This is a genomic window from Mycobacterium sherrisii (assembly GCF_002102355.1).
GTDB lineage: Bacteria > Actinomycetota > Actinomycetes > Mycobacteriales > Mycobacteriaceae > Mycobacterium > Mycobacterium sherrisii.
This window is the reverse complement of sequence record NZ_LQPT01000093.1, coordinates 50322-72435: the sequence shown is the minus strand read 5'-3', so window position 1 is coordinate 72435 and position 22114 is coordinate 50322. Positions and strand designations below refer to the sequence as shown.

Below are 22114 nucleotides of genomic sequence, written 5' to 3'. Positions count from 1 at the left end.
TGCAGGAGTGAGGTGCCGGACCAGAACTCGTCAGCAGGTCGCCGCACAAGTAACCGGGTCGTCTACGCCGCGGGCGCGGTGTTGTGGCGGCCGCGTCGCTCCGATTCGGCCGACCCCGAACTGGAGATCGCCGTCATCCACCGTCCGCGCTACGACGACTGGTCGCTGCCGAAGGGCAAAGTCGACCCCGGCGAGACGGCACCCGTGGCCGCGGTGCGCGAGGTGCTCGAAGAGACCGGACACCGCTGCGTCTTGGGCCGGCGACTCAACAAGGTGAGCTACCCCATCGATCAGGGCGTCAAGAAGGTCTACTACTGGGTGGCCCGCAGCACCGGCGGCGAATTCACGCCGGGTAAGGAGGTCGACGAACTCCTCTGGCTGCCGGTCGCCGACGCGATGCACAAACTCGACTACGCACAGGATCGAAATGTGTTGCAGCGCTCCACAAAACACCCTGCGGACACCCATACCGTGTTGGTGGTCCGGCACGGCACGGCGGGCCGGAAGTCGCGCTTCTCCGGCGATGACACCAAGCGCCCGTTGGACAAGAGGGGCCGCGCCCAGGCCGAGGCACTCGTCCCGCAACTGCTGGCGTTCGGTGCCACCGAGGTGCATGCCGCCGATCGGCTGCGCTGTCACCAGACGGTGCAACCGCTCGCGGAGGAGCTCGGTGTGACGATCGAGAACGAGCCCGCTCTCACCGAAGAGTCGTACGCCAAGAATCCCAAACGCGGCCGGCATCGCCTGCTGGAAATCGCCGAACACCCGGGCACCCCGGTGATCTGCTCACAGGGCAAGGTGATTCCGGGTCTGGTCCAGTGGTGGTGCGAGCGCGACGGGGTGCATCCCGATAAATCACGTAACCACAAGGGAAGCACCTGGGTGCTGTCGTTGCATGACGGCCGGCTGGTCGGCGCCGATCACATCGGCGGGGCACTGGCCGCGAACGTGCGGGCCTGAAAAGCGAAATACCCTTCGGGGGCAGCGATGCCGCCCGAAGGGTATTTGCGTCTGAACTGGTTTACTTGCGACCGCGCTTGGCAGCGGTCTTCTTGGCCGGCGCCTTCTTGGCCGCGGTCTTCTTGGCCGGAGCCTTGGTCGCGGCCTTGCGCACCGGCGCCTTGGTCGCGGCCTTCTTCGCCGGAGCCTTGGTGGCGGCCTTCTTCACCGGGGCCTTGGTCGCGGCCTTCTTGGCCGGGGCCTTGGTGGCGGCCTTCTTCGCCGGAGCTTTCGTCGCGGCCTTCTTCACCGGAGCCTTGCTCGCAGTCTTCTTGGCTGCAGTCTTCTTGGCTGCGGTCTTCTTGGCGGCAGTCTTCTTGGCTGCGCCTCCTACAACACCACGTTTCACGGCCGGTCCTTCCGACGGGAGGCGCTGTGCGCCAGCGACAACCGCTTTGAATTGGGCGCCCGGGCGGAATGCCGGGACAGACGTCGGCTTTACCTTCACCGTCTCACCGGTACGCGGGTTGCGGGCCACACGCGCTGCGCGGCGCCGTTGTTCAAACACACCGAACCCGGTGATCGTCACGCTGTCGCCCTTGTGCACCGCACGCACAATGGTGTCGACAACATTCTCGACGGCGGCGGTCGCCTGCCGACGGTCCGAGCCCAATTTCTGTGTGAGCACATCTATGAGCTCTGCTTTGTTCATCCAAACCCTCCGAAGCCAGTGGTTCCATTTTTGGCAACCGACTAGCGAACACGGTAAACCCTCACCCAGCAAATTGCCAAGCGCCACGCGCAATTTCACGGCCACTCGACAGGGAATTTGGGAATCCGGTTGCCGCCCTTGGAAGGTGACGCCGGCGAAAAATAAGCCTTGCTAGCTAAGGCGATCGGAGTGAAATCTCACTCCGATCCGGGGTTCACGGGGCGGGGAGAGTGCGTGGCCTCCAGTCCGGGCGAGCCGCCTCGAAAGACTCGATCTCGTCGAGTTTCCGCAGCGTAAGGGCTATATCGTCGAGTCCTTCGAGCAGTCGCCAGGCGGTATGGTCGTCAATCCTGAACGGCAGCACCGTCGTTCCCGCGGTGATATTTCGATCTTGAAGATTGGCAGTGATTTCCAGCCCCGGGTGCTGCTCGATGAGCTTCCAAAGCAGTTCCACGCCGTCTTGGTCGACTTCGGCCGCCAGCAGTCCCGCCTTGCCCGCGTTACCCCGAAAAATGTCACCGAAACGAGACGAGATCACCACTCGGAATCCGTAGTCCATCAGTGCCCACACCGCATGCTCGCGCGACGATCCGGTCCCGAAGTCGGGCCCGGCCACCAAAACCGAGCCTCGGTCAAAGGGACTGAGGTTGAGCACGAATGACGGATCCGTCCGCCACGACGCGAACAAGCCGTCCTCGAATCCAGTTCGGGTGACGCGCTTCAGGTAGACCGCGGGGATGATCTGATCGGTGTCGACATTGGAGCGGCGCAGCGGGACGCCAATCCCGGTGTGGGTCTGAAAGGGTTCCATCTTCGTCCTCGATTTCGTTTTCAGTTCAAATCAGCCGGAGCGGACAAGGTGCCACGGACCGCAGTTGCCGCCGCGACAGCCGGCGACACCAAATGCGTACGGCCGCCTTTGCCCTGCCGCCCTTCGAAGTTGCGGTTGGACGTCGCGGCACACCGCTCGCCCGGCGCGAGCTGATCGGGGTTCATGCCCAGGCACATCGAGCAGCCCGCCTGGCGCCATTCGGCGCCGGCGGCGGTGAAAATCTCGCCCAGCCCTTCGGCTTCGGCCTGCGCGCGCACCCGCATCGAGCCCGGGACGACCAGCATTCGCACGCCCGGCGCCACCTTGCGACCGCGCAGCACGTCGGCGACCACGCGCAGATCTTCGATACGACCGTTGGTACAGGAGCCGACGAACACGGTGTCGACCGCTATCTCCCGCATCGGCATGCCCGGCCGAAGGTCCATATACGCCAACGCTTTCTCGGCCGCCTGCCGTTCCGCGTCGTTGGTCATCAACTCGGGATCAGGCACCGTCGCCCCCAGCGGCACGCCCTGGCCGGGATTGGTTCCCCAGGTGACGAACGGCGTCAGCGACTCGGCGTCCAGGGACACCTCGGTGTCGAAGACGGCGCCCTCGTCGGTGCGCAGCTGTCGCCAGTACCGCACCGCGGCATCCCATTGCGCGCCCGTCGGGGCGTGCGGCCGGCCGCGCAAAAATTCGAACGTGGTGTCATCCGGTGCGACCATCCCGGCCCGGGCGCCGGCCTCGATGCTCATATTGCAGACCGTCATGCGGCCTTCCATGGACAGCGATTCGATGGCGCTGCCGCGGTATTCGATGACATGGCCCTGCCCGCCGCCGGTGCCGATCTTGGCGATCAGCGCGAGAATGATGTCCTTGGCCGTCACGCCGGGGGGCAACTTTCCGTCGACCCCCCCATCTACATTGACCGCCATTGTCTTGAACGGCCGCAGCGGCAAAGTCTGGGTCGCCAGCACATGCTCGACCTCCGAAGTGCCGATGCCCATTGCCAATGCGCCGAATGCGCCGTGCGTAGAGGTGTGACTATCCCCACAGACGATCGTCATTCCCGGTTGGGTGAGTCCCAATTGCGGGCCGACCACATGGACGATGCCCTGCTCGATATCGCCCATGGGATGCAGGCGCACACCGAATTCGGCGCAGTTCGTCCGCAATGTCTCGACCTGAGTGCGCGATACCGGGTCGGCGATCGGTTTGTCGATGTCGACGGTGGGCACGTTGTGGTCCTCGGTCGCCAACGTCAGGTCGGGCCGGCGCACGCGACGGCCGGCCAAGCGCAGACCGTCGAACGCCTGCGGGCTGGTGACCTCGTGCACCAAATGCAGGTCGATATAGATCAAGTCGGGCGCACCGGCGCCCTCGGCTGCGGCGCCGGATACCACAACGTGGTCCTCCCAAACCTTTTCGGCCAAGGTGCGCCGCCGGCCGTCGTCCGGCCGCTGTATTCCGCTTCCCACCGTGAACTCGCCTCGATTCGCCTCGTGCGCGGCTCGCCGATCCTCTGGGCTGTGATCTCAGAATGCGAGACGCTAATATCTCTTTATGAGACAGCATAGCGGCATCGGCGTCCTGGATAAAGCCGTGGATGTGCTGCACACGATCGCGGAATCCCCCTGCGGGTTGGCCGAACTGTGCGAGCGGACCGGATTTCCGCGGGCCACCGCCTACCGGTTGGCCGCCGCCCTAGAGGTGCATCGGCTGGTTGCGCGCGATGACGACGGGCGTTGGCAGCTCGGGCCCGCGCTGACCGAACTTGCGGCCCACGTTGACGATCCGTTGCTGGCTGCGGGCGCGGCGGTCCTCCCCCAACTGCGCGAGACCACGGGCGAGAGCGTGCAGTTATACCGCCGCGAGGGCAACTCGCGGGTCTGCGTGGCGGCCCTGGAACCGTCGGCGGGTTTGCGCGATACGGTCCCGGTCGGCGCTCGGCTGCCGATGACGGCGGGTTCGGGCGCCAAAGTTTTGTTGGCGCACAGTGATGCCGCCACGCAGAAGGCGGTGCTGCCCAACGCGATGTTCACCGAACGGACGCTGGCCGAGGTACGCCGGCGCGGCTGGGCGCAAAGCGTTGCCGAGCGCGAGCCCGGGGTGGCCAGCGTCTCGGCGCCGGTGCGCGACGGCCGCGGTGTGGTCGTCGCGGCCATCTCCGTGTCGGGGCCCATCGACCGGATCGGGCGTCGCCCGGGTGCGCGCTGGGCGGCCGACCTGCTGGCAGCGGCCGAGTCGATGACCCGGCTGCTCTAAGCCGCGGCGTCCGGTGTGCAGTCGCGGCCTTGGGTGTGTAGCCGCGGCGTTGGGTGTGCAGCCGCGGCGTTGGGTGTGTGGGTAGGGCTGCCCGCCTCGGCGTGTCCCCACCGCGGCTGCACAGCCAACGCCACCAGCGCACAGTCAACGGCAACCGGCCTGTCAGACTGACCGCCATGGGAACCAATCAACGCGCGAGCATCGTCATGTCGGACGAGGAGATCGCTGATTTCGTCGAAAAGAGCCGCACCGGAACGCTGGCCACCGTCGGTCCCGACGGCCACCCGCACCTGACCGCCATGTGGTACGCCGTTGTCGACGGCGAAATCTGGCTGGAGACAAAAGCCAAGTCGCAAAAGGCGGTGAACCTGACCCGCGATCCGCGGGTGAGCTTCCTGATCGAGGACGGCCACACCTACGACACGCTGCGCGGCGTCTCGTTCGAGGGCGTCGCGGAGATCGTCGACGACCCGGACGTCTCACACCGGGTCGGGGTCAGTGTCTGGGAGCGCTACACCGGGCCGTACACCGACGAGATGAAGCCGTTCGTCGAGCAGATGATGAACAAGCGCGTGTGCGTGCGCATCGTCGCCCGGCGCGCACGCTCGTGGGATCACCGCAAACTTGGCTTGGCCGCGATGCCGGTGGGCGGTTCCACCGCACCGGCCGTGCTGGGGACCGGCCAATAACTTGTAGCCCCGATGGGATTCGAACCCACGCTACCGCCGTGAGAGGGCGGCGTCCTAGGCCGCTAGACGACGGGGCCAGAACCGATCCGAGCTGCCAGCATAGCTCACCCGGCGGGGGCGACCTAATCGCTCGGCAGCCGTGCGCAGCTTGACGGACTTGGCTGGGGTACCAGGACTCGAACCTAGAATGGCTGAACCAGAATCAGCTGTGTTGCCAATTACACCATACCCCATTGGCTGCCTAAAACTGCTGGTCAGAGCGGTTTCTGCGAGCCAGTGCCCGCCGGAAAGGCCGCCGCTGCCAGCCGTTGTCGGCCTTTGCAAACCGCAGTGCAGACTACCAAAGACTCACCGGTCCGTCCGAATGCGCGGTCGGCTTGTCCGGCCGCCGGGCCTACGGCGCGGCGGTCTGCGCACGCGCGACCCGCAGCCGGGCCAGGCTGCGGTCGCGACCGAGCAGCTCCAGCGACTCGAACAGGGGCGGGCTGATGGTCGTCCCGGTGGCGGCGACCCGGATGGGGCCGAACGCCTTGCGCGGTTTGAGGCCCAGACCGTCGATCAGGGCGGTTTTGAGCGACTCCTCGATGCGGGCCGCGGTCCAGTCCGTCACGGCGTCCAGCGCCGTCAGGGTGGCCTCCAACACGGCAGCCCCGTCGGGTCCCAGCTCCTTGGCTGCGGCCTTGGGGTCGATCGCGTACTCGTCGTCGTTGAGGAACTTCAGCAGATCCCACGCGTCGGCCAGCACGACGATGCGCGTCTGAACCAACTCCGCCGCGGTGACCAACGCCGTCGCGTCCAGCGGCAGCCGATGCCCGTGCGCGTCGAAATAGTCCCGCAGCCGGGCGGCGAAATCGCCGACCTCGAGCATCCGGATGTGTTCGGCGTTGATGGCGTCGGCCTTTTTCTGGTCGAAGCGGGCCGGGTTGGAGTTGACGTTGACCACGTCGAACGCGGCCACCATCTCGTCCAGGCTGAACACGTCGTGGTCGTCGGCGATCGCCCAGCCCAGCAGCGCAAGGTAATTCAGCAGACCTTCGGGGATGAAGCCCCGGTCGCGGTGCGCGAACAGGTTGGACTGCGGGTCGCGCTTGGACAGCTTCTTGGTGCCCTCCCCCAAAACCGTTGGCAGATGGGCGAATTCCGGAACGCGCTCGGCCACCCCGATACGGATCAACGCCTGGTACAACGCGAGCTGACGCGGGGTGGAGGGCAGCAGGTCCTCGCCACGCAGCACGTGGGTGATCTTCATCATTGCGTCGTCGCACGGGTTGACCAACGTGTACAACGGATCTCCGCTGGCGCGGGTCAACGCAAAATCGGGCACCGAGCCGGCCGCGAACGTGGTGGTGCCGCGCACCAGATCGGTCCAACTGAGGTCCTCGTCGGGCATCCGCAGGCGCACCACCGGCTTACGGCCCTCGGCCAGATACGCGGCGCGCTGGGCGTCGGTCAGTTGCCGGTCGAAGTTGTCGTAGCCCAGTTTGGGATTGCGGCCGGCGGCGATGTGGCGGGCCTCGACCTCTTCGGGTGTGGAAAACGCGTAGTACGCCTCACCCGCCGCGAGTAGCTGGTCCGCCACGTCGCGGTAGATATCGCTGCGCTGCGATTGCCGGTATGGGGCATAGGGGCCGCCGATCTCGGGCCCCTCGTCCCAATCCAGGCCGAGCCAGCGCAGCGCGTCGAGCAGGGCCAGATAGCTTTCCTCGCTGTCTCGTTCGGCGTCGGTGTCCTCGATACGAAAGACGAAGGTGCCGCCCGTGTGCCGGGCGTACGCCCAGTTGAACAGCGCGGTGCGGACCATCCCGACGTGCGGCGTGCCCGTCGGCGAGGGACAAAACCGAACCCGGACCCCGCTCGAAGCGGTCACGACTTTCCTTTTCGGACCACGGGATTGGACAGGGTGCCGATGCCCTCGATGGTGATGGCGACGGTGTCACCGTCCTCGATGGGGCCGACCCCGGCGGGCGTCCCGGTGAGGATGAGGTCGCCCGGCAGCAACGTCATCACCGCCGAAATCCACTCCACGATCGCGCCGACGTCGTGGATCAGCAGCGAGGTACGGCTGTCCTGTTTGACCTCCCCGTTGACCTCGGTGCGCAGCGCGAGGTCGGACGGGTCGACATCCGTGACGACCCATGGGCCGACCGGGCAAAAGGTGTCGTGCGCCTTCGCGCGGGTCCACTGCCCGTCGGCCTTTTGTTGGTCGCGGGCAGACACGTCGTTGGCGATGGTGTAGCCGAGGATGTTGTCGGCGGCCTGGGCCGCGGGGACGTCCTTGCACGGGCGGCCGATGACCACCGCGAGCTCCCCTTCGAAGTGCACGGGAGATGCGTTGGCCGGCAACCGAATCGGCACGTTCGGCCCGATGATGGCGGTGTTGGGCTTGAGGAAGATGATCGGATCCTCGGCGGCCGGCCCGGTGGCGAATTTCGCCATCTCGGCGATGTGATCCGCGTAGTTCTTGCCGATGCAGACCACCTTGCCGGCGAGCATCGGGGCTAACAGGCGGACGTCGGCGACGGGCCACGAGCGGCCGGTGAACGTCGGGGTGCCGAACGGGTGTTCGGCGATTTCACGGGCAACCATCGCGCTGGGGTCCTCCAGCGGACCCTCAATGCTGACAAAGGAAACACCGTCCGGACTGGCGATTCGACCAAGGCGCATTCCGTCGAGCCTAGTGGCGGTCGCGAGGCCGGCAGCAGCCGGGCGACGCGGGCCGACACCATCAACCCCGTGGCGGTCGCGAGGCCGGCAGCAGCCGGGCGACGCGGGCCGACACCATCAACCCCGTGGCGGTCGAAACATGATGCGCCGTCCCAAATTGCCATCCGCCGCGTTCGAACAAACTTGTGGAAACATGGACAAATGGCGAAGGAGCCGACGGCGCCGCAATCACCGAATGCCGGCACACGCTGGTCGATCATGATCGTCGCCCTGGTCGTGACGGCAAGCTCGTTCCTGTTCATCAACGGAGTTGCATTCCTGATCCCCGCGCTGGAAGCCGAACGGAAGACCTCGCTGGCACAGGCCGGCCTGTTGTCGTCGATGCCCAGCTGGGGCATGGTCGTGACACTCATCGCGTGGGGCTACGTACTCGATCGCGCCGGCGAGCGAGTGGTTTTGACTGTCGGTTCGGCGCTGACGGCGGCCTTGGCGTATGCGGCGACCGCGACGGACTCCCTGGTGTGGATCGGCCTGTTGCTGTTTTTCGGCGGAATGGCTGCGGGCGGTTGTAACGCCGCCGGTGGCCGGCTGGTCTCGGGCTGGTTCCCGCCGCAGCAACGCGGTCTCGCGATGGGGATTCGCCAAACGGCCCAGCCGCTGGGGATTGCCTTGGGCGCCTTGGTGATACCCGAGTTGGGTGAGCACAGTCCGCACGCCGGCCTGATGTTTCCCGCGATCGCGTGCACGCTGGGCGCGCTGATCAGCCTGGTGGGGATCACCGACCCGCCGCGCAAATCCCGCGAGTCGGCCACCGACAAGGAACTGGCCAGCCCGTATCGCGGGTCGTGGGTGCTGTGGCGAATCCACGCGGCGTCGGCGCTGCTGATGATGCCGCAGACGGTGACCGTGACGTTCATGTTGGTCTGGCTGATTCGCAACGACGGCTGGTCGATCGCGTCCGCCGGCGCGGCGATGACCGTCTCGCAACTGCTTGGCGCGCTGGGCCGCATCCTGGTCGGACGATGGTCGGACCGCATCGGTTCGCGGATGCGCCCGGTCGCCCTGATCGCCGCCGCCGCAACCCTCACCCTGTTTGCGCTGGCGTACGCCGACGGCCACACTTCCCGCTACGAAGTACCGCTGATGATCCTGGTCTCGGTGATCGCGGTGCTCGACAACGGTTTGGAGGCAACCGCGATCACCGAGTTCGCCGGCCCGTTCTGGAGTGGGCGGGCGCTGGGCATCCAGAACACCACCCAGCGGCTGATGGCGGCGGCGGGTCCCCCGCTTTTCGGTGCGTTCATCAGCGCGGCGCGTTATCCACCGGCGTGGGCGTTGTGCGGGCTGTTCCCGCTCCTGGCGATCCCGCTGGTGCCAATCCGTTTGCTACCACCGGGTTTGGAAACTACAGCGCGGCTGCAATCCGTTCGCCGACTTCGCTGGTGGCGAGCTGTTCGCCGCCCCGCGACGCCAGGTAGCTCTCGACGGCCCGCTCCACCCGACTAGCCGCGTCGGCCTCGCCGAGATGGGCGAGCAGCAACCCCACCGAAATGATCGCCGCGGTGGGATCGGCGACGCCCTTGCCCGCGATGTCGGGCGCGCTGCCGTGCACCGGCTCGAACATCGACGGATTGGTTCGGGTGGCATCGATGTTTCCGCTGGCGGCCAACCCGATTCCGCCGGACACCGCGGCGGCCAGGTCGGTGATGATGTCACCGAACAGGTTGTCGGTGACGATCACGTCGAAACGCCCCGGGTCGGTCACCAAAAAAATGGTGGCGGCGTCGACGTGCTGATAGGCCACCTCGACATCGGGATACTCGGCCGCCACCTCGGCGAAGACGCGCGACCACAGTTTCCCGGCGAACGCCAGCACGTTGTTCTTGTGCACCAACGTCACATGCTTGCGCCGCCGTTGGGCTCGCTCGAACGCGTCCTTGACCACGCGGCGCACCCCGTACGCGGTGTTGACGCTGACCTCGGTCGCCACCTCGTGCGCGGTGCCCGCCCGGATCGCCCCGCCGTTACCCGTGTACGGCCCTTCGGTGCCCTCGCGCACCACCACGAAATCGATGTCGGGGTTTCCCGCGAGCGGACTGTTCACGCCCTTGTAGAGCCGGGCCGGGCGCAGGTTGACGTGGTGATCGAGCTCAAAGCGCAGTCGCAGCAACAGTCCTCGCTCCAGCACGCCGCTGGGCACCGAGGGGTCACCGATCGCGCCGAGCAGAATCGCGTCGTGCTCACGCAGTTCGGCCAGCGCCGACTCCGGCAGCAGCTCGCCGGTGGCGTGATAGCGCCGCGCGCCGAGGTCGTATTCGGTCTTCTGCACACCCGGTTTGACGGCGTCGAGGACTTTGACCGCCTCGGCAACCACCTCCGGGCCGATACCGTCACCGCCAATGATCGCCAATTTCATGACAGGTCAACCACTTCCAGTTTGTTGGCGCCGACGGCGGCCGAGATCGCCGATCGGACATCGCTGGGTACATCTTGATCGAGCCGCAGCAGGATCGTCGCGCTCGGCCCCTCGGTGTCCTCAGAGAGCTGCGCGGCTTGGATATTCACGCCTGCCTCGCCCAGGATAGTGCCGATCTTGCCGAGCGCGCCGGGCGCATCGGCGTAGTTGATCACCAGGTTGGTGCCCTGCGCGCGCAGGTCGAAGTTGCGGCCGTTGATCTGAACGACCTTCTCCACCAGCTGCGGACCGGACAGCGTGCCGGCCACGTTGACGGTCGAGCCGTCGTGGGCCACGGCGCGCACGTCCAGGACGCTGCGGTGGTTGGGACTTTCGGTGGCCGTGCTGATTTCGGCCGTCACCCCGCGTTCGGCGGCCAGCGCCGGGGCGTTGACGAAGGTGACGGGGTCTTCGATGACCGCCGAGAACAATCCGCGCAGGGCCGAAAGCTTCAGCACCTCAACGTCTTCGGCGGCCAGCTCGCCGCGCACCTGCACCGACAACGAGGCCGGCAGGCCGTCGGACAGCGCGGCGGCCAGCACCCCGAGTTTGCGCGCCAGGTCCAGCCACGGCGCCACCTCTTCGTTGACCACGCCGCCGCCGACGTTGACCGCGTCGGGGACGAACTCCCCGGCCAGGGCCAGCCGTACGCTTTCGGCCACATCGGTGCCGGCACGATCCTGCGCCTCGGCGGTCGACGCGCCCAGGTGCGGTGTCACCACCACTTGCGGCAAGTCGAAAAGCGGGCTGTCCGTGCAGGGCTCGGTGGAGAACACGTCGAGCCCGGCGGCGCGGACGTGGCCGCTGGTGATCGCTTCGGCCAGCGCCGCCTCGTCGACCAAACCACCCCGCGCCGCATTGACGATGATGACGCCGGGCTTGGTCTTGGCCAGCGCGTCCTTGTCGATCAGGCCCGCGGTCTCCGGCGTCTTCGGCAGGTGCACCGAGATGAAGTCGGCGCGCGCCAGCAGGTCGTCCAGCGCCAGCAGCTCGATGCCCAGCTGCGCGGCGCGCGCCGCCGAGACGTACGGATCGTAGGCCACGATGTGGGTGCCGAACGCCGCAAGCCGCGCCGCGACCAATTGGCCGATCCGGCCCAGCCCGACGATGCCGACGGTCTTGTCGAATAGCTCGGTGCCGGAAAACGACGAGCGTTTCCAGGTGTGTTGGCGCAACGTGGCGTCGGCCGCCGCGATTTGCCGGGATGCGGCCAGCAACAACGCGATCGCGTGCTCGGCGGCGCTGTGGATGTTCGACGTGGGCGCGTTGACCACCAGCACACCGCGTTCGGTGGCGGCGTCGACGTCGACGTTGTCCAGTCCGACGCCGGCGCGGGCGACGATCTTCAGCTTGGGCGCGGCCGCCAAGACCTCGGCGTCCACGGTGGTCGCCGACCGCACCAGCAGCGCGTCGGCCTCGGGCACGGCCGCCAGCAGCTTCTCCCGGTCCGGTCCGTCTACCCAGCGCACCTCGACCTGGTCACCCAGGGCGGCGACGGTGGATTGAGCGAGTTTGTCGGCGATCAACACAACAGGCAAGTTCACCCGACCAGGCTATAGGCCGGGATCCGCAGCCACCCCGCCGGGCGGCGGGGTGGCTGCCGCCGAGCGCCGGTTGGGCCGCGAATTCGGTAGCACGGCGATGCCCGCCCCGGCGCCTTAAGCTGACCCGCGTGACCAAACTCGCAGTCATCTATTACTCGGCCACCGGCCACGGCACCACGATGGCCAACCGCGTCGCCGCCACGGCCGAGGCGGCCGGCGCCGAGGTGCGCGTCCGCCCCGTGGCCGAAACGCGCGACCCGGCATCCATCGCGCAGAACCCCGCCTGGACGGCGAACTACCACGCCACCAAGGACCTGCCGAGCGCCACCGGCGAGGACATCGTGTGGGCCGATGCCGTCATCTTCGGCTCCCCCACCCGCTTCGGCTCGCCCGCCGCTCAGCTACGCGACTTTCTGGACTCGCTGGGCGGACTGTGGGCCGAGGGCAAGCTGGCCGACAAGGTCTACGCCGGGTTCACGTCCTCGAACACCCTGCACGGCGGCCAGGAAACCACGCTCGTCTCGCTTTACCTGACGCTGATGCACTTCGGCGGCATCCTCGTCCCGCCGGGTTACACCGATCCGTGCAAGTTCGTCGACGGCAACCCGTATGGGGTGAGCCTGGTCAGTACGCACGACAACATCGAGGACATCGGTGAGGTCACGGTCGCGGCGTTGGAACACCTGGCGCGCCGGGTCGTCGCGATCGCCGACCGCCTGGCGTCCTAGCGCCCGCCGCGACACTTAAACCACGCACACGACACGCCGAAGCTTCTCGCCGTGGTTTAAGTTTCGCGGACGCCGCGGACGCCGCGGACGCCGCGGACGCCGCGGACGCGGCGGACGCTGCGGGCGGACGCTGCGGGCGGGCTGACCGAAAAGCGTTATGCCGTTTCGGTGATCGGGCGGTCGACCCAGCTCATCAGGTCGCGCAGCTTCTTGCCGGTGACCTCGATCGGGTGCTCGGCGTTCTCCTTGCGCAACTGCTCGAGCTGCTTGTTGCCACCCTCGACGTTCGCGACGAGTTTCTTGGTGAATTCGCCACTTTGGATGTCGCGCAGGATCTCCCGCATCCGCTCCTTGGTGTCGGCGTCGATGACACGCGGACCCGACAGGTAGCCGCCGAACTCCGCGGTGTCGGACACCGAGTAGTTCATCCGCGCGATGCCACCCTCGTACATCAGGTCGACGATCAGCTTCAGCTCGTGCAGCACCTCGAAGTACGCCATCTCCGGCGGGTAGCCCGCCTCGACCATCACATCGAAACCGGTCTTCACCAATTCCTCGGTGCCACCGCACAATACGGCTTGCTCACCGAACAGGTCGGTCTCGGTCTCGTCCTTGAAGGTGGTCTTGATGACGCCGGCACGGGTACCGCCGATCGCCTTCGCGTAGGACAGCGCGAGCGCCTGGCCGTTGCCGGTCGGGTCCTGGTCGATCGCGATCAGCGCGGGCACCCCCTTGCCGTCGACGAACTGCCGGCGCACCAGGTGCCCGGGGCCCTTCGGCGCCACCATCGCGACGGTGACGTTGCCGGGCGGCTTGATCAGGTCGAAGTGAATGTTGAGGCCGTGACCGAAGAACAGTGCGTCGCCGTCGTTGAGGTTGGGCTCGATGTCGTTCTTGAAAATGTCGGCCTGCGCGGTGTCGGGGGCGAGCAACATGATCACGTCGGCCCATTTGGCGACCTCGGCCGGGGTGTCGACCTCGAGCCCCTGCTCGGAGACCTTGGGCCGCGACTTGGAGCCCTCCTTCAGCCCGACCTTCACCTGCACGCCGGAGTCGCGCAGGCTCAACGAGTGCGCGTGCCCCTGACTGCCGTATCCGATCACGCCGACCTTGCGACCCTGGATGATCGACAGGTCGGCGTCGTCGTCATAGAACATCTCTAATGCCTCTGGCACGGTGAATTTCTCCTTCTTATTTGCCTTCTCGGGCAGCCTTTTCGGGTGCGCGGCCTTACTTGGCGGTGCCGATGCCGCGTGGGCCGCGGGATAGCGACACCACACCCGATTGGACAATCTCTCGGATACCGAACGGTTCGAGCACACGCAGCAGCGCCTCGAGCTTACCGCGCGTACCGGTGGCCTCGACCGTCAGTGACTCGGGGGAAACGTCGATGACCTTGGCGCGGAACAGGTTTGCTGCCTCGACTACCTGTGCCCGGGTGGCCGCGTCGGCGCGTACCTTGATGAGCGCCAATTCGCGAGCCACCGAGTTGTCCTCGTCCTGCTCGACGATCTTGATGACGTTGATCAACTTGTTTAGCTGTTTGGTGACTTGCTCGAGCGGAGTTTCCTCGGCGGAAACGACAATTGTCATCCGCGACATGTCCTTTTGTTCGGTGCCACCCACCGCCAACGACTCGATGTTGAAGCCCCGCCGCGAGAACAGTGCCGCGACGCGCGCGAGCACACCGGGTTTGTCTTCCACCAACACCGACAAGGTGTGCGTCTTGGCGTACATGTCTAGCGCCGCTCCTTCTCATCGCTACGTCCCCCGCGAGGGGGAGGTGCCCCCACTGCATCGTCGCCGGCGCGCATGTCAGGCGTGCCCCTCGGTCTCGTCGTCGAACAACGGCCGGATCCCGCGGGCGTGCTGAATCTCGTCGTTGCTGGTGCCGGCGGCCACCATCGGCCACACCTGCGCGTCGGCGCCGACGATGAAGTCGATCACCACCGGGCAGTCGTTGATGGCACGCGCCTGGTTGATCACGTCGACCACGTCTTCCTCACGCTCGCAACGCAATCCGACGCACCCCAACGCCTCGGCCAACTTCACGAAATCCGGGATGCGGCGCGAGTGCGTGGCCAGGTCGGTCTGGGAGTAGCGCTCCTCGTAGAACAGGCTCTGCCATTGCCGCACCATGCCCAGGTTGCCGTTGTTGATCAGCGCCACCTTGATCGGTATGCCCTCGACCGCGCAGGTGGCCAACTCCTGGTTGGTCATCTGGAAGCAGCCGTCGCCGTCGATCGCCCAGACCTCCGCCTCGGGCCGAGCGACCTTGGCGCCCATGGCCGCCGGGATCGCGAAGCCCATGGTGCCCAGGCCGCCGGAGTTGAGCCAGGTGCGGGGGTTCTCGTAGGAGATGAACTGCGCCGCCCACATCTGGTGCTGACCGACGCCGGCGACGTAGACGGCCTCGGGCCCGGCAATCTTGCCGAGCTGCTCGATCACGTACTCCGGGCTCAGGCTGCCGTCGCTTTGCGGGCCGTAGCTGAGCGGATAGGTGGACTGAACGTCGTCCAGGTAGGCCCACCACGCATCCATGTCCGGGACCTTGGCGGCACCGCCGTCGCCGTCCTGGCGAAGCATCGCGATCAGGTCGGTGATGACGGCCTTGACGTCGCCGACGATCGGCACGTCGGCCGCCCGGTTCTTGCCGATCTCGGCCGGGTCGATGTCGGCGTGGATGACCTTGGCCTCGGGCGCAAAGGAATCGAGCTTGCCCGTCACGCGGTCGTCGAAGCGGGTGCCCAACGCGATCAACAGATCGCTGCGCTGCAGCGCGGCGACCGCGGCGACCGTGCCGTGCATGCCCGGCATGCCCAGGTTCTGCCGGTGACTGTCCGGGAACGCACCCCGCGCCATCAGCGTGGTGACCACCGGAATCCCGGTCAGCTCGGCCAGATCCCGCAACTGTTCGGTCGCCTCGCCCCGGATCACGCCGCCGCCGACGTACAGCACCGGCTTGCGCGCCCGCGCGATCAGCTTCGCGGCCTCCCGGATCTGGCGGTTGTGCGGCTTGGTGTTCGGCTTGTAGCCCGGCAGGTCCATCCGCGGCGGCCAGCTGAAGGTGCACTGGCCCTGCAGCACGTCCTTGGGAATGTCGACGAGCACCGCGCCCGGGCGTCCCGATGACGCGATGTGAAAGGCCTCGGCCAGCACCCGGGGAATGTCGTCGCCGGAGCGGACCAGGAAGTTGTGCTTGGTGATCGGCATGGTGATGCCCGAGATGTCGGCTTCCTGGAAGGCGTCGGTGCCGATCAGGCCCCGTCCCACCTGCCCGGTGACCGCGACCACGGGAATCGAGTCCATCTGCGCGTCCGCCAGCGGGGTCACCAGGTTGGTGGCCCCCGGGCCGGAGGTGGCCATCATGACGCCGACCTTGCCGGTGGCGTGCGCATAGCCGCTGGCCGCGTGACCGGCGCCCTGCTCGTGTCGAACCAGCACGTGCCGCAGCTTCTTCGAGTCGAACAGCGGGTCGTAGACCGGCAGCACCGCACCGCCCGGGATCCCGAAAATGACCTCCACTCCGAGTTCCTCAAGTGACCGGATCACCGACTGGGCACCGGTAAGTTGTTGCGGTGCAACGTGTTTGGCTTGTGGGGCCGGGACTTTCGCGGCGGTGGCGGCGGTAGCGTCCGGGTCGTCCGGCGCCCAGTCGCCGTTCGCCGACCCGGCTCGCTGATGCCTGGTGGGTGCGCTCACTCTGGTCCTATCTTGTTGGGCTGGCTGTGAAAGTTTGGTCGACGCAAGAAAAAACCCCCGTCAGCTCCCGCTGATCGAGGGTTGCGCGTTGGTTCCGGATCGCTTCACATGCTGAAGGAGCTAGTCAGGCACCAACGCGCCGACTAATTACTACGAGCATCCCGGGGTTTCCGGCGGTATCCATAGCCCTCGACGGTAGCCTTCGCACTGCTCAACCGTCAAATCCGGGTCCGTCCGGCCGCACCGGCGCCCGGCACCGGTCGGCGCGGGCCGGGTGAAATGATGCTCGGGTGGCCTCCGGTTCTGCTGCTCCGACACCCGCGCCCGTCGTGATCAGGATTTCACCGATGGCGCATCTGGCCGTGGGATTCTTGACGCTGGGGCTGCTGATCCCGGTGCTGTACTGGCCGCCGTCGGCGCCGCTGCTCGGCCTTCCGGTGCTGTTGTCGGCCATGATTGTCCGGTTGCGCACGGTCGCCGACGACCACGGTGTGACGGTCCGGAACCTGCTGAGCAGCCGGGCCGTGGTGTGGGACGACATCGACGGGCTGCGGTTCCACCGCGGCTCCTGGGCCCGTGCCAAGCTCAAAAGCGGTGCGGAGCTGCGTCTGCCGGCCGTCACATTCGCGACGCTGCCGCAGCTGGCGGCCGCCAGTTCGGGCCGGGTGCCCAACCCCTACCGCTGACGCGGGTCAGGCCACCGGGTTGACGCCGTTGAGCAGCACCCACACCGCGATACCGGCGGCGATGCCGGCGAGCAGGGCCACAAACGACCCAATGAACGGGCGGTGCGCCCAGCCGCGGTTGGTGTCCAGGCTGTAGCGGCCCGGGCCGGCCAGGATGACCGCGACCGCCATCACGATCAAAGAGATCTGGTACTCATGACCCTGCGGCAGGAAGAACGCGAACGTGTGCGGGCGCGCCGAAACGGTGGCCAGCATGCCGTTGATCAGGAAGGCCAGGGCGCCCGCCGCGGCCACCGGGGTGAACAGCCCCAGCACCAGCAGCGCGCCCGCGACGATCTCACCGCCGGCGCTCACGTAGGACAGGATGTCGGCGTGCTGGTAGCCGACGTCGGACAGCGAGTTCTTGAAACTGGTCATTCCCTGGCCGCCCCACCAGCCGAACAACTTCTGCAGGCCGTGCGCCCCGAGCACCACCCCGAGGCCGACGCGCAGCACCAGCAGGCCGAGATGCTGGGTCCCGCGCCGGCCGACGGCGTGTTGCCGTTCGTAGTCCTCGCTGGGGTCGATCTCGGTGGGCTCGGCGGCCAGATGCCGCGGTGCCGGTGTCGACACCGGCTGGGCCGGCGGTTGCGGCTGCACGTACGGCAGCGGCTCCTGCTGGTCGAGGACGTGATAGGTCGGCGCCGCGGGCGCCACAACCTGATTCGGGTCTTGGTAGGGGATGACGGTGGTGGTGCCGAAGTCGCCCGGATACCCGACGGGGGTCAGGTCATCCTCGGGGTCGACCAAGCGCGCTGCGGCGGGGCGTCCCGGGGCCGGCTCCGGTGCGTCGCCGGGCCGCTGCCAGGGTGCGTCATGAGATTGACCGGTCACGGGTGTCAGGGTAAGGGCATCGACGCCCGAATTGGGGATTTGAGCGGCGCTTTCGCCGGATAATTGACCCATATACCGCAAAATCGGCCCGGATCGACTCGAAATCGGCTCGACGGTGTCTCGAAACGGTAACCACGGCCGTCGCCCGCGGTCGGACGAGGGTGCGCTGCCGCACGCCTGTGGCGCCGGTGCCCGCACTATCCGTAGCCTGTCGGTCATGCGTCTGGGGTGGCCGGTTCGGTGCGGGCTCGCTGCGCTGTGCGCGGTGCTGCTGGTGGCGACGGGCTGCGCCCGGTTCAACGATGCGGCATCCGCGCCGTTCACCACGGCCCCGGAACTCAAACCGCAGCCGAGTTCGACGCCGCCCCCACCGCCGCCGTTGCCGCCCACGCCGTTTCCCAAGGCCTGCCCGGCCCCGGGGGTGATGCAGGGCTGCCTGGAGAGCACCAGCGGCCTGATCATGGGCCCCGATAGCAAGACGGCACTGGTCGCCGAGCGCACCACCGGCGCGGTGAAGGAGATTTCCGTCAGCGCCGAGCCGAAGGTCAAGCTGGTCGTTCCGGTGGACCCGTCCGGCGACGGCGGCCTGATGGACATCGTGCTCTCACCGACCTACACCCAGGACCGGCTGATGTACGCCTACGTCAGCACGCCGAGCGACAACCGGGTCATCCGGATCGCCGACGGTGACATCCCCAAGGACATCCTGACTGGAATCCCCAAGGGCGCCGTCGGAAACACCGGGGCGCTGCTGTTCAGCAGCCCTACCACGTTGTTGGTGCTCACCGGCGACGCGGGCAACCCGGCGCTGGCCGCCGATCCTAAGTCGTTGGCCGGCAAGGTGTTACGCATCGAACAGCCGACCACCGTCGGACAGGCGCCGCCGACGACCGCGCTGTCCGGTGTCGGTTCGGGCGGCGGCATGTGCATCGACCCGGTGGACGGCTCGCTCTATGTGGCCGACCGCACCCCCACCGCCGACCGGTTGCAGCGCATCACCAAGGCTTCCGAGGTTTCCACGGTGTGGACCTGGCCGGACAAGCCGGGCGTGGCCGGCTGTGCGGCGATGGACGGGACCGTGATGGTCAACCTGGTCAACACCAAAATGACGGTGGCGCTGCGGCTGGCGCCGAACACCGGCGCCGTGACCGGCGAGCCCGAGGTGGTCCGCAAGGACACGCATGCGCACGCGTGGGCGTTGCGCTTGTCGCCGGACGGCAACGTCTGGGGTGCCACCATCAACAAAACCGCCGGTGACGCCGAGAGGTTAGACGATGTGGTGTTCCCGCTGTTCCCGCAGGGCGGCGGCTTCCCCCGCAACAACGACGACAAGGCCTAAACCGCGCCGCCACACGGCAAACCGACTGCTTAGCTCTGCCCGCAGGCGGCCAACACCAGTTCGCGCACTCGCGCCGCGTCGGCCTGGCCGCGGGTCGCCTTCATCACCGCACCCACGATGGCCCCGGCGGCTTGAACTTTCCCGCCGCGAATCTTCTCCGCCACATCGGGATTGGCGGCCAGCGCTTCGTCGACGGCGGCCTGGGTGACCGAGTCGTCGCGCACCAGCGCCAAACCGCGGGCCGTCATCACCTCTTCGGGTTCACCCGCACCGGCCAACACGCCCTCGACGACCTGGCGGGCCAGCTTGTTGGAAAGTTTGCCTTCGTCGACCAGTGCGATGACCGCCGCGACCTGTTCGGGCGTGATGGCCAACTCGTCCAGCTCGATGCCCGCCTCGTTGGCCTTCTGCACCAGAAAGTTTCCCCACCAGGCGCGGGCCGGCTCGCTGGCGGCGCCGTGCGCGATGGTCGCGGTGACCAACTCGACGGCGCCGGCGTTGACCAGATCGCGCATCACCTCGTCGGAAACACCCCACTCCTGCTGAATTCGCTTGCGGCTCAACCACGGAAGCTCAGGGATGGTCTGGCGTAGCCGCTCCACCAGCTCCCGGCTGGGCGCGACGGGTTCCAGGTCGGGCTCGGGGAAATAGCGGTAATCCTCGGCGGTTTCCTTGGTGCGGCCCGGGCTAGTATAGCCAGTCTCGTGAAAGTGCCTGGTTTCCTGCGTGATTCGACCGCCGCCCAGCAGAACGGCGGCCTGGCGCTGCATTTCATATCGCACCGCCACCTCGACGCTTTTCAGCGAGTTGACGTTCTTGGTTTCGGTGCGGGTGCCGAACTCGGTGGCACCGATCGGTTTGAGCGACACGTTGGAATCGCAACGCATCGACCCCTGGTCCATCCGGACGTCGGATACACCCAACGCCCGCAACAGGTCTCGCAACGCCGTCACGTAGGCGCGGGCAATTTGGGGAGCCCGCGCCCCGGCCCCCACGATGGGCTTGGTGACAATTTCGATCAGCGGCACACCCGCGCGGTTGTAGTCGATCAGCGACGTCGTCGCGCCGTGGATGCGGCCGGTCTCGCTGCCCAGGTGGGTCAGCTTGCCGGTGTCCTCTTCCATGTGGGCGCGTTCGATCTCGACGCGCCACGTGGTGCCGTCTTCCAGCGGTGCGTCCAGGTAGCCGTTGACGGCGATCGGCTCGTCGTACTGGGAGATCTGGTAGTTCTTCGGCATGTCCGGGTAGAAGTAGTTCTTCCGGGCGAAACGGCACCACGGCACGATCTCGCAGTTCAGCGCCAACCCGATGCGGATCGCCGATTCCACCGCGGCCTGGTTGAGCACGGGCAACGAGCCGGGCAGGCCCAGGCAGACCGGGCACACCTGGGTGTTCGGCTCGGCGCCGAAGGCGGTGGAGCAGCCGCAGAACATCTTGGTGACGGTGGACAGCTCAACGTGGACCTCGAGGCCGAGCACCGGCTCGTAACGCGCGAGGACCTCGTCGTAATCCAGCAGGTCGGCCCCGGACGTGACAGTCATGGAAAAGATCCTAGTGGGGACGGGGTGGGCGACCGGGGCGGGCGCGGACTAGGGCATGCGGGCCGAACCGTCCCGCGCCGGACGTCCGGCGGCCATATCGCCCAGCGCGGCCGCCAGCTCCAGGTAGCCGCGCCGGCTTTCCTTGCTCAGCCGGTCCAGGCCGAGTTCCCGGCCTTCGTGCACATGCCGATCGAACGGCAACACCGCGGCGGCGGCGACGCGGGCGGCCAGGGACTCGAACTCCTTGACGACCACGCCGTCCGGCTTGGTCGGCTCCGTGTAGTTCATCACCAGCACGGTTGAGGTCATCAGGTGCCGATACCCGTTGTTGCACAACCATTCCAGGGTGGTGTTGGTTTTGCGTACCGCGTCGATGGAAGTGCCGGTGACCACCACCAGGGCGCGCGCCTCGGGCAGCACGGCTTCCATCACCGCGGAGTTGATCGCCTTGACGCAGTCCACCAGCACCACCGAGTAGTGATTCCGCACCATCGAGAACACCTTGGCGAAGTCGCGGCGCTCCAGCCGCCAGCCGGTCTGGCCGTAATCGGGCAGCCCGAGCACTTCCAGGCCGAAGCTGTTCATGTGGGTGTGCGCCCGAATCTCGGAATATTGCGTGACCGAATTGCGGGCGACCAGGTCGGCCAGGCTCAACGGGTTGCGGCGACCGTGGCGTTCGGCCAGGTCGCCGGTGTCGATGTCGACGGCGATCACCCGGTCCCCGCGCGCCTCGGCGAACGTCGAGCCGAGCGCCTCGACCACCGCGGTCTTGCCGACACCGCCCTTGAAGTTGAGCACCGCGATCGGGAACACCGCGCCCAGCGGCGTCGCGATCCGCTGCCGCAGGCCGTGCTCGTGCAGCGCGTCCTTGCCCGGGCCCACGTCGATTCCGGTCACGCGGTGGATCACCTGTCGCCAGCCGGACCGTACCGAACGTGCGGAATCGCCGTGGTCCACGCCGTCCAGTGCGGTGCCACCTAGCGTCAGACCGGGACGATACGGCGCGGCGGGGCCGCGCGACCGGGACAGCCGATGGCGTGGCTCGGGCACCGTGGCGGCCGTCGGGTCGCCGCGACGCCAGGAAACCGAAGGCGCGGGCCCCGTGTGCCTCACGGGGCCTGAGGGCCCCGGCGGGGCCGGCGCGACCGGGGACTGCCCGGGGA

At 67.3% G+C, this 22114-nt stretch carries 20 protein-coding genes and 2 tRNA genes; 7 read left to right on the top strand and 15 right to left on the bottom strand.

Annotated features, from left to right (window positions below; translation table 11 throughout):
* Positions 1-12: 12 nt before the first annotated feature.
* A complete protein-coding gene (mutT1, locus tag AWC25_RS19245; protein ID WP_085167282.1) occupies positions 13-960 on the top strand; it encodes an 8-oxo-(d)GTP phosphatase MutT1 in 948 nt (315 codons plus the stop codon).
* 61 nt (positions 961-1021) lie between these two features.
* Here the strand turns inward: mutT1 and AWC25_RS19240 are convergent, their stop codons facing one another.
* The 3 genes from AWC25_RS19240 to leuC form a co-directional block, all read right to left on the bottom strand.
* Complete coding sequence (locus AWC25_RS19240; protein ID WP_069398567.1) at positions 1022-1651, bottom strand: HU family DNA-binding protein; 630 nt, start codon at positions 1649-1651, stop codon at positions 1022-1024.
* 214 nt (positions 1652-1865) lie between these two features.
* Positions 1866-2462, bottom strand: coding sequence for a 3-isopropylmalate dehydratase small subunit (gene leuD, locus AWC25_RS19235; protein ID WP_069398566.1), 597 nt, complete (start codon positions 2460-2462; stop codon positions 1866-1868).
* A 20-nt stretch (positions 2463-2482) separates the two neighbouring features.
* Positions 2483-3931 (bottom strand): 3-isopropylmalate dehydratase large subunit, encoded by a 1449-nt coding sequence (gene leuC, locus AWC25_RS19230; protein WP_069398712.1) that lies wholly within the window; start codon positions 3929-3931, stop codon positions 2483-2485.
* 97 nt (positions 3932-4028) lie between these two features.
* Between leuC and AWC25_RS19225 the strand changes: the two genes are divergently transcribed.
* The gene (locus AWC25_RS19225) at positions 4029-4730 is read left to right on the top strand and encodes an IclR family transcriptional regulator (RefSeq protein ID WP_069398565.1); all 702 of its coding nucleotides are present in this window, start codon (positions 4029-4031) and stop codon (positions 4728-4730) included.
* Between the two features lie 176 nt (positions 4731-4906).
* A complete protein-coding gene (locus tag AWC25_RS19220) occupies positions 4907-5419 on the top strand; it encodes a pyridoxamine 5'-phosphate oxidase family protein (protein ID WP_069398564.1) in 513 nt (170 codons plus the stop codon).
* 4 nt (positions 5420-5423) lie between these two features.
* Here AWC25_RS19220 and AWC25_RS19215 read toward each other — a convergent pair.
* The 4 genes from AWC25_RS19215 to AWC25_RS19200 form a co-directional block, all read right to left on the bottom strand.
* Positions 5424-5496: transfer RNA gene (locus AWC25_RS19215), tRNA-Glu, on the bottom strand.
* An 81-nt stretch (positions 5497-5577) separates the two neighbouring features.
* Positions 5578-5652 (bottom strand) — tRNA-Gln (locus tag AWC25_RS19210).
* A 161-nt stretch (positions 5653-5813) separates the two neighbouring features.
* Positions 5814-7286, bottom strand: a complete 1473-nt coding sequence (gltX, locus tag AWC25_RS19205) for a glutamate--tRNA ligase (protein WP_085167281.1) — start codon at positions 7284-7286, stop codon at positions 5814-5816.
* Complete coding sequence (locus AWC25_RS19200) at positions 7283-8083, bottom strand: fumarylacetoacetate hydrolase family protein (RefSeq protein WP_069398562.1); 801 nt, start codon at positions 8081-8083, stop codon at positions 7283-7285. Before AWC25_RS19200 ends, gltX begins: the two co-directional genes overlap by 4 nt.
* Positions 8084-8284: 201 nt before the next feature.
* Between AWC25_RS19200 and AWC25_RS19195 the strand changes: the two genes are divergently transcribed.
* Positions 8285-9589 carry an MFS transporter gene (locus tag AWC25_RS19195; RefSeq protein ID WP_085167280.1) on the top strand — a complete coding sequence of 435 codons (1305 nt, stop codon included), beginning with the start codon at positions 8285-8287 and terminating at the stop codon, positions 9587-9589.
* Here AWC25_RS19195 and AWC25_RS19190 read toward each other — a convergent pair.
* Positions 9489-10499, bottom strand: a complete 1011-nt coding sequence (locus tag AWC25_RS19190) for a 3-isopropylmalate dehydrogenase (RefSeq protein ID WP_069398560.1) — start codon at positions 10497-10499, stop codon at positions 9489-9491. The genes AWC25_RS19195 and AWC25_RS19190 overlap by 101 nt on opposite strands.
* Positions 10496-12082, bottom strand: coding sequence for a phosphoglycerate dehydrogenase (serA, locus tag AWC25_RS19185; RefSeq protein WP_069398559.1), 1587 nt, complete (start codon positions 12080-12082; stop codon positions 10496-10498). The genes AWC25_RS19190 and serA overlap by 4 nt, the downstream gene beginning before the upstream one ends.
* Before the next feature lie 128 nt (positions 12083-12210).
* On the opposite strand from serA, the gene wrbA reads away from it, so the two are divergent.
* The gene (gene wrbA, locus AWC25_RS19180; protein ID WP_085167279.1) at positions 12211-12810 is read left to right on the top strand and encodes an NAD(P)H:quinone oxidoreductase; all 600 of its coding nucleotides are present in this window, start codon (positions 12211-12213) and stop codon (positions 12808-12810) included.
* A 155-nt stretch (positions 12811-12965) separates the two neighbouring features.
* On the opposite strand, the gene ilvC is transcribed toward wrbA, so the two are convergent.
* The 3 genes from ilvC to AWC25_RS19165 form a co-directional block, all read right to left on the bottom strand.
* Positions 12966-13967 carry a ketol-acid reductoisomerase gene (ilvC, locus tag AWC25_RS19175; protein WP_069398557.1) on the bottom strand — a complete coding sequence of 334 codons (1002 nt, stop codon included), beginning with the start codon at positions 13965-13967 and terminating at the stop codon, positions 12966-12968.
* A 73-nt stretch (positions 13968-14040) separates the two neighbouring features.
* Positions 14041-14547 (bottom strand): acetolactate synthase small subunit, encoded by a 507-nt coding sequence (ilvN, locus tag AWC25_RS19170; protein ID WP_069398556.1) that lies wholly within the window; start codon positions 14545-14547, stop codon positions 14041-14043.
* A 78-nt stretch (positions 14548-14625) separates the two neighbouring features.
* The gene (locus AWC25_RS19165; RefSeq protein ID WP_069398555.1) at positions 14626-16512 is read right to left on the bottom strand and encodes an acetolactate synthase large subunit; all 1887 of its coding nucleotides are present in this window, start codon (positions 16510-16512) and stop codon (positions 14626-14628) included.
* 347 nt (positions 16513-16859) lie between these two features.
* Between AWC25_RS19165 and AWC25_RS19160 the strand changes: the two genes are divergently transcribed.
* Positions 16860-17198 carry a PH domain-containing protein gene (locus AWC25_RS19160; protein WP_069398554.1) on the top strand — a complete coding sequence of 113 codons (339 nt, stop codon included), beginning with the start codon at positions 16860-16862 and terminating at the stop codon, positions 17196-17198.
* Positions 17199-17204: 6 nt separating this feature from the next.
* Here the strand turns inward: AWC25_RS19160 and AWC25_RS19155 are convergent, their stop codons facing one another.
* Positions 17205-18071 carry a DoxX family protein gene (locus AWC25_RS19155; protein WP_069398553.1) on the bottom strand — a complete coding sequence of 289 codons (867 nt, stop codon included), beginning with the start codon at positions 18069-18071 and terminating at the stop codon, positions 17205-17207.
* A 217-nt stretch (positions 18072-18288) separates the two neighbouring features.
* Between AWC25_RS19155 and AWC25_RS19150 the strand changes: the two genes are divergently transcribed.
* Complete coding sequence (locus AWC25_RS19150) at positions 18289-19410, top strand: PQQ-dependent sugar dehydrogenase (protein WP_069398552.1); 1122 nt, start codon at positions 18289-18291, stop codon at positions 19408-19410.
* Positions 19411-19439: 29 nt separating this feature from the next.
* On the opposite strand, the gene gatB is transcribed toward AWC25_RS19150, so the two are convergent.
* Both gatB and AWC25_RS19140 read right to left on the bottom strand, forming a co-directional pair.
* The gene (gene gatB, locus AWC25_RS19145; protein WP_085167278.1) at positions 19440-20951 is read right to left on the bottom strand and encodes an Asp-tRNA(Asn)/Glu-tRNA(Gln) amidotransferase subunit GatB; all 1512 of its coding nucleotides are present in this window, start codon (positions 20949-20951) and stop codon (positions 19440-19442) included.
* Between the two features lie 48 nt (positions 20952-20999).
* Positions 21000-21848 carry a MinD/ParA family ATP-binding protein gene (locus AWC25_RS19140; protein ID WP_232326884.1) on the bottom strand — a complete coding sequence of 283 codons (849 nt, stop codon included), beginning with the start codon at positions 21846-21848 and terminating at the stop codon, positions 21000-21002.
* Positions 21849-22114: the final 266 nt, after the last annotated feature.

Bases quoted from the DNA above. Each gene is read 5' to 3' on its own strand.
- AWC25_RS19240 (WP_069398567.1), bottom strand. From the start codon at position 1,651: ATGAACAAAGCAGAGCTCATAGATGTGCTCACACAGAAATTGGGCTCG.
- leuD (WP_069398566.1), bottom strand. From the start codon at position 2,462: ATGGAACCCTTTCAGACCCACACCGGGATTGGCGTCCCGCTGCGCCGC.
- AWC25_RS19225 (WP_069398565.1), top strand. From the start codon at position 4,029: ATGAGACAGCATAGCGGCATCGGCGTCCTGGATAAAGCCGTGGATGTG.
- AWC25_RS19220 (WP_069398564.1), top strand. From the start codon at position 4,907: ATGGGAACCAATCAACGCGCGAGCATCGTCATGTCGGACGAGGAGATC.
- AWC25_RS19200 (WP_069398562.1), bottom strand. From the start codon at position 8,083: ATGCGCCTTGGTCGAATCGCCAGTCCGGACGGTGTTTCCTTTGTCAGC.
- AWC25_RS19195 (WP_085167280.1), top strand. From the start codon at position 8,285: ATGGCGAAGGAGCCGACGGCGCCGCAATCACCGAATGCCGGCACACGC.
- AWC25_RS19190 (WP_069398560.1), bottom strand. From the start codon at position 10,499: ATGAAATTGGCGATCATTGGCGGTGACGGTATCGGCCCGGAGGTGGTT.
- ilvC (WP_069398557.1), bottom strand. From the start codon at position 13,967: ATGTTCTATGACGACGACGCCGACCTGTCGATCATCCAGGGTCGCAAG.
- ilvN (WP_069398556.1), bottom strand. From the start codon at position 14,547: ATGTACGCCAAGACGCACACCTTGTCGGTGTTGGTGGAAGACAAACCC.
- AWC25_RS19160 (WP_069398554.1), top strand. From the start codon at position 16,860: ATGGCGCATCTGGCCGTGGGATTCTTGACGCTGGGGCTGCTGATCCCG.
- AWC25_RS19150 (WP_069398552.1), top strand. From the start codon at position 18,289: ATGCGTCTGGGGTGGCCGGTTCGGTGCGGGCTCGCTGCGCTGTGCGCG.
- gatB (WP_085167278.1), bottom strand. From the start codon at position 20,951: ATGACTGTCACGTCCGGGGCCGACCTGCTGGATTACGACGAGGTCCTC.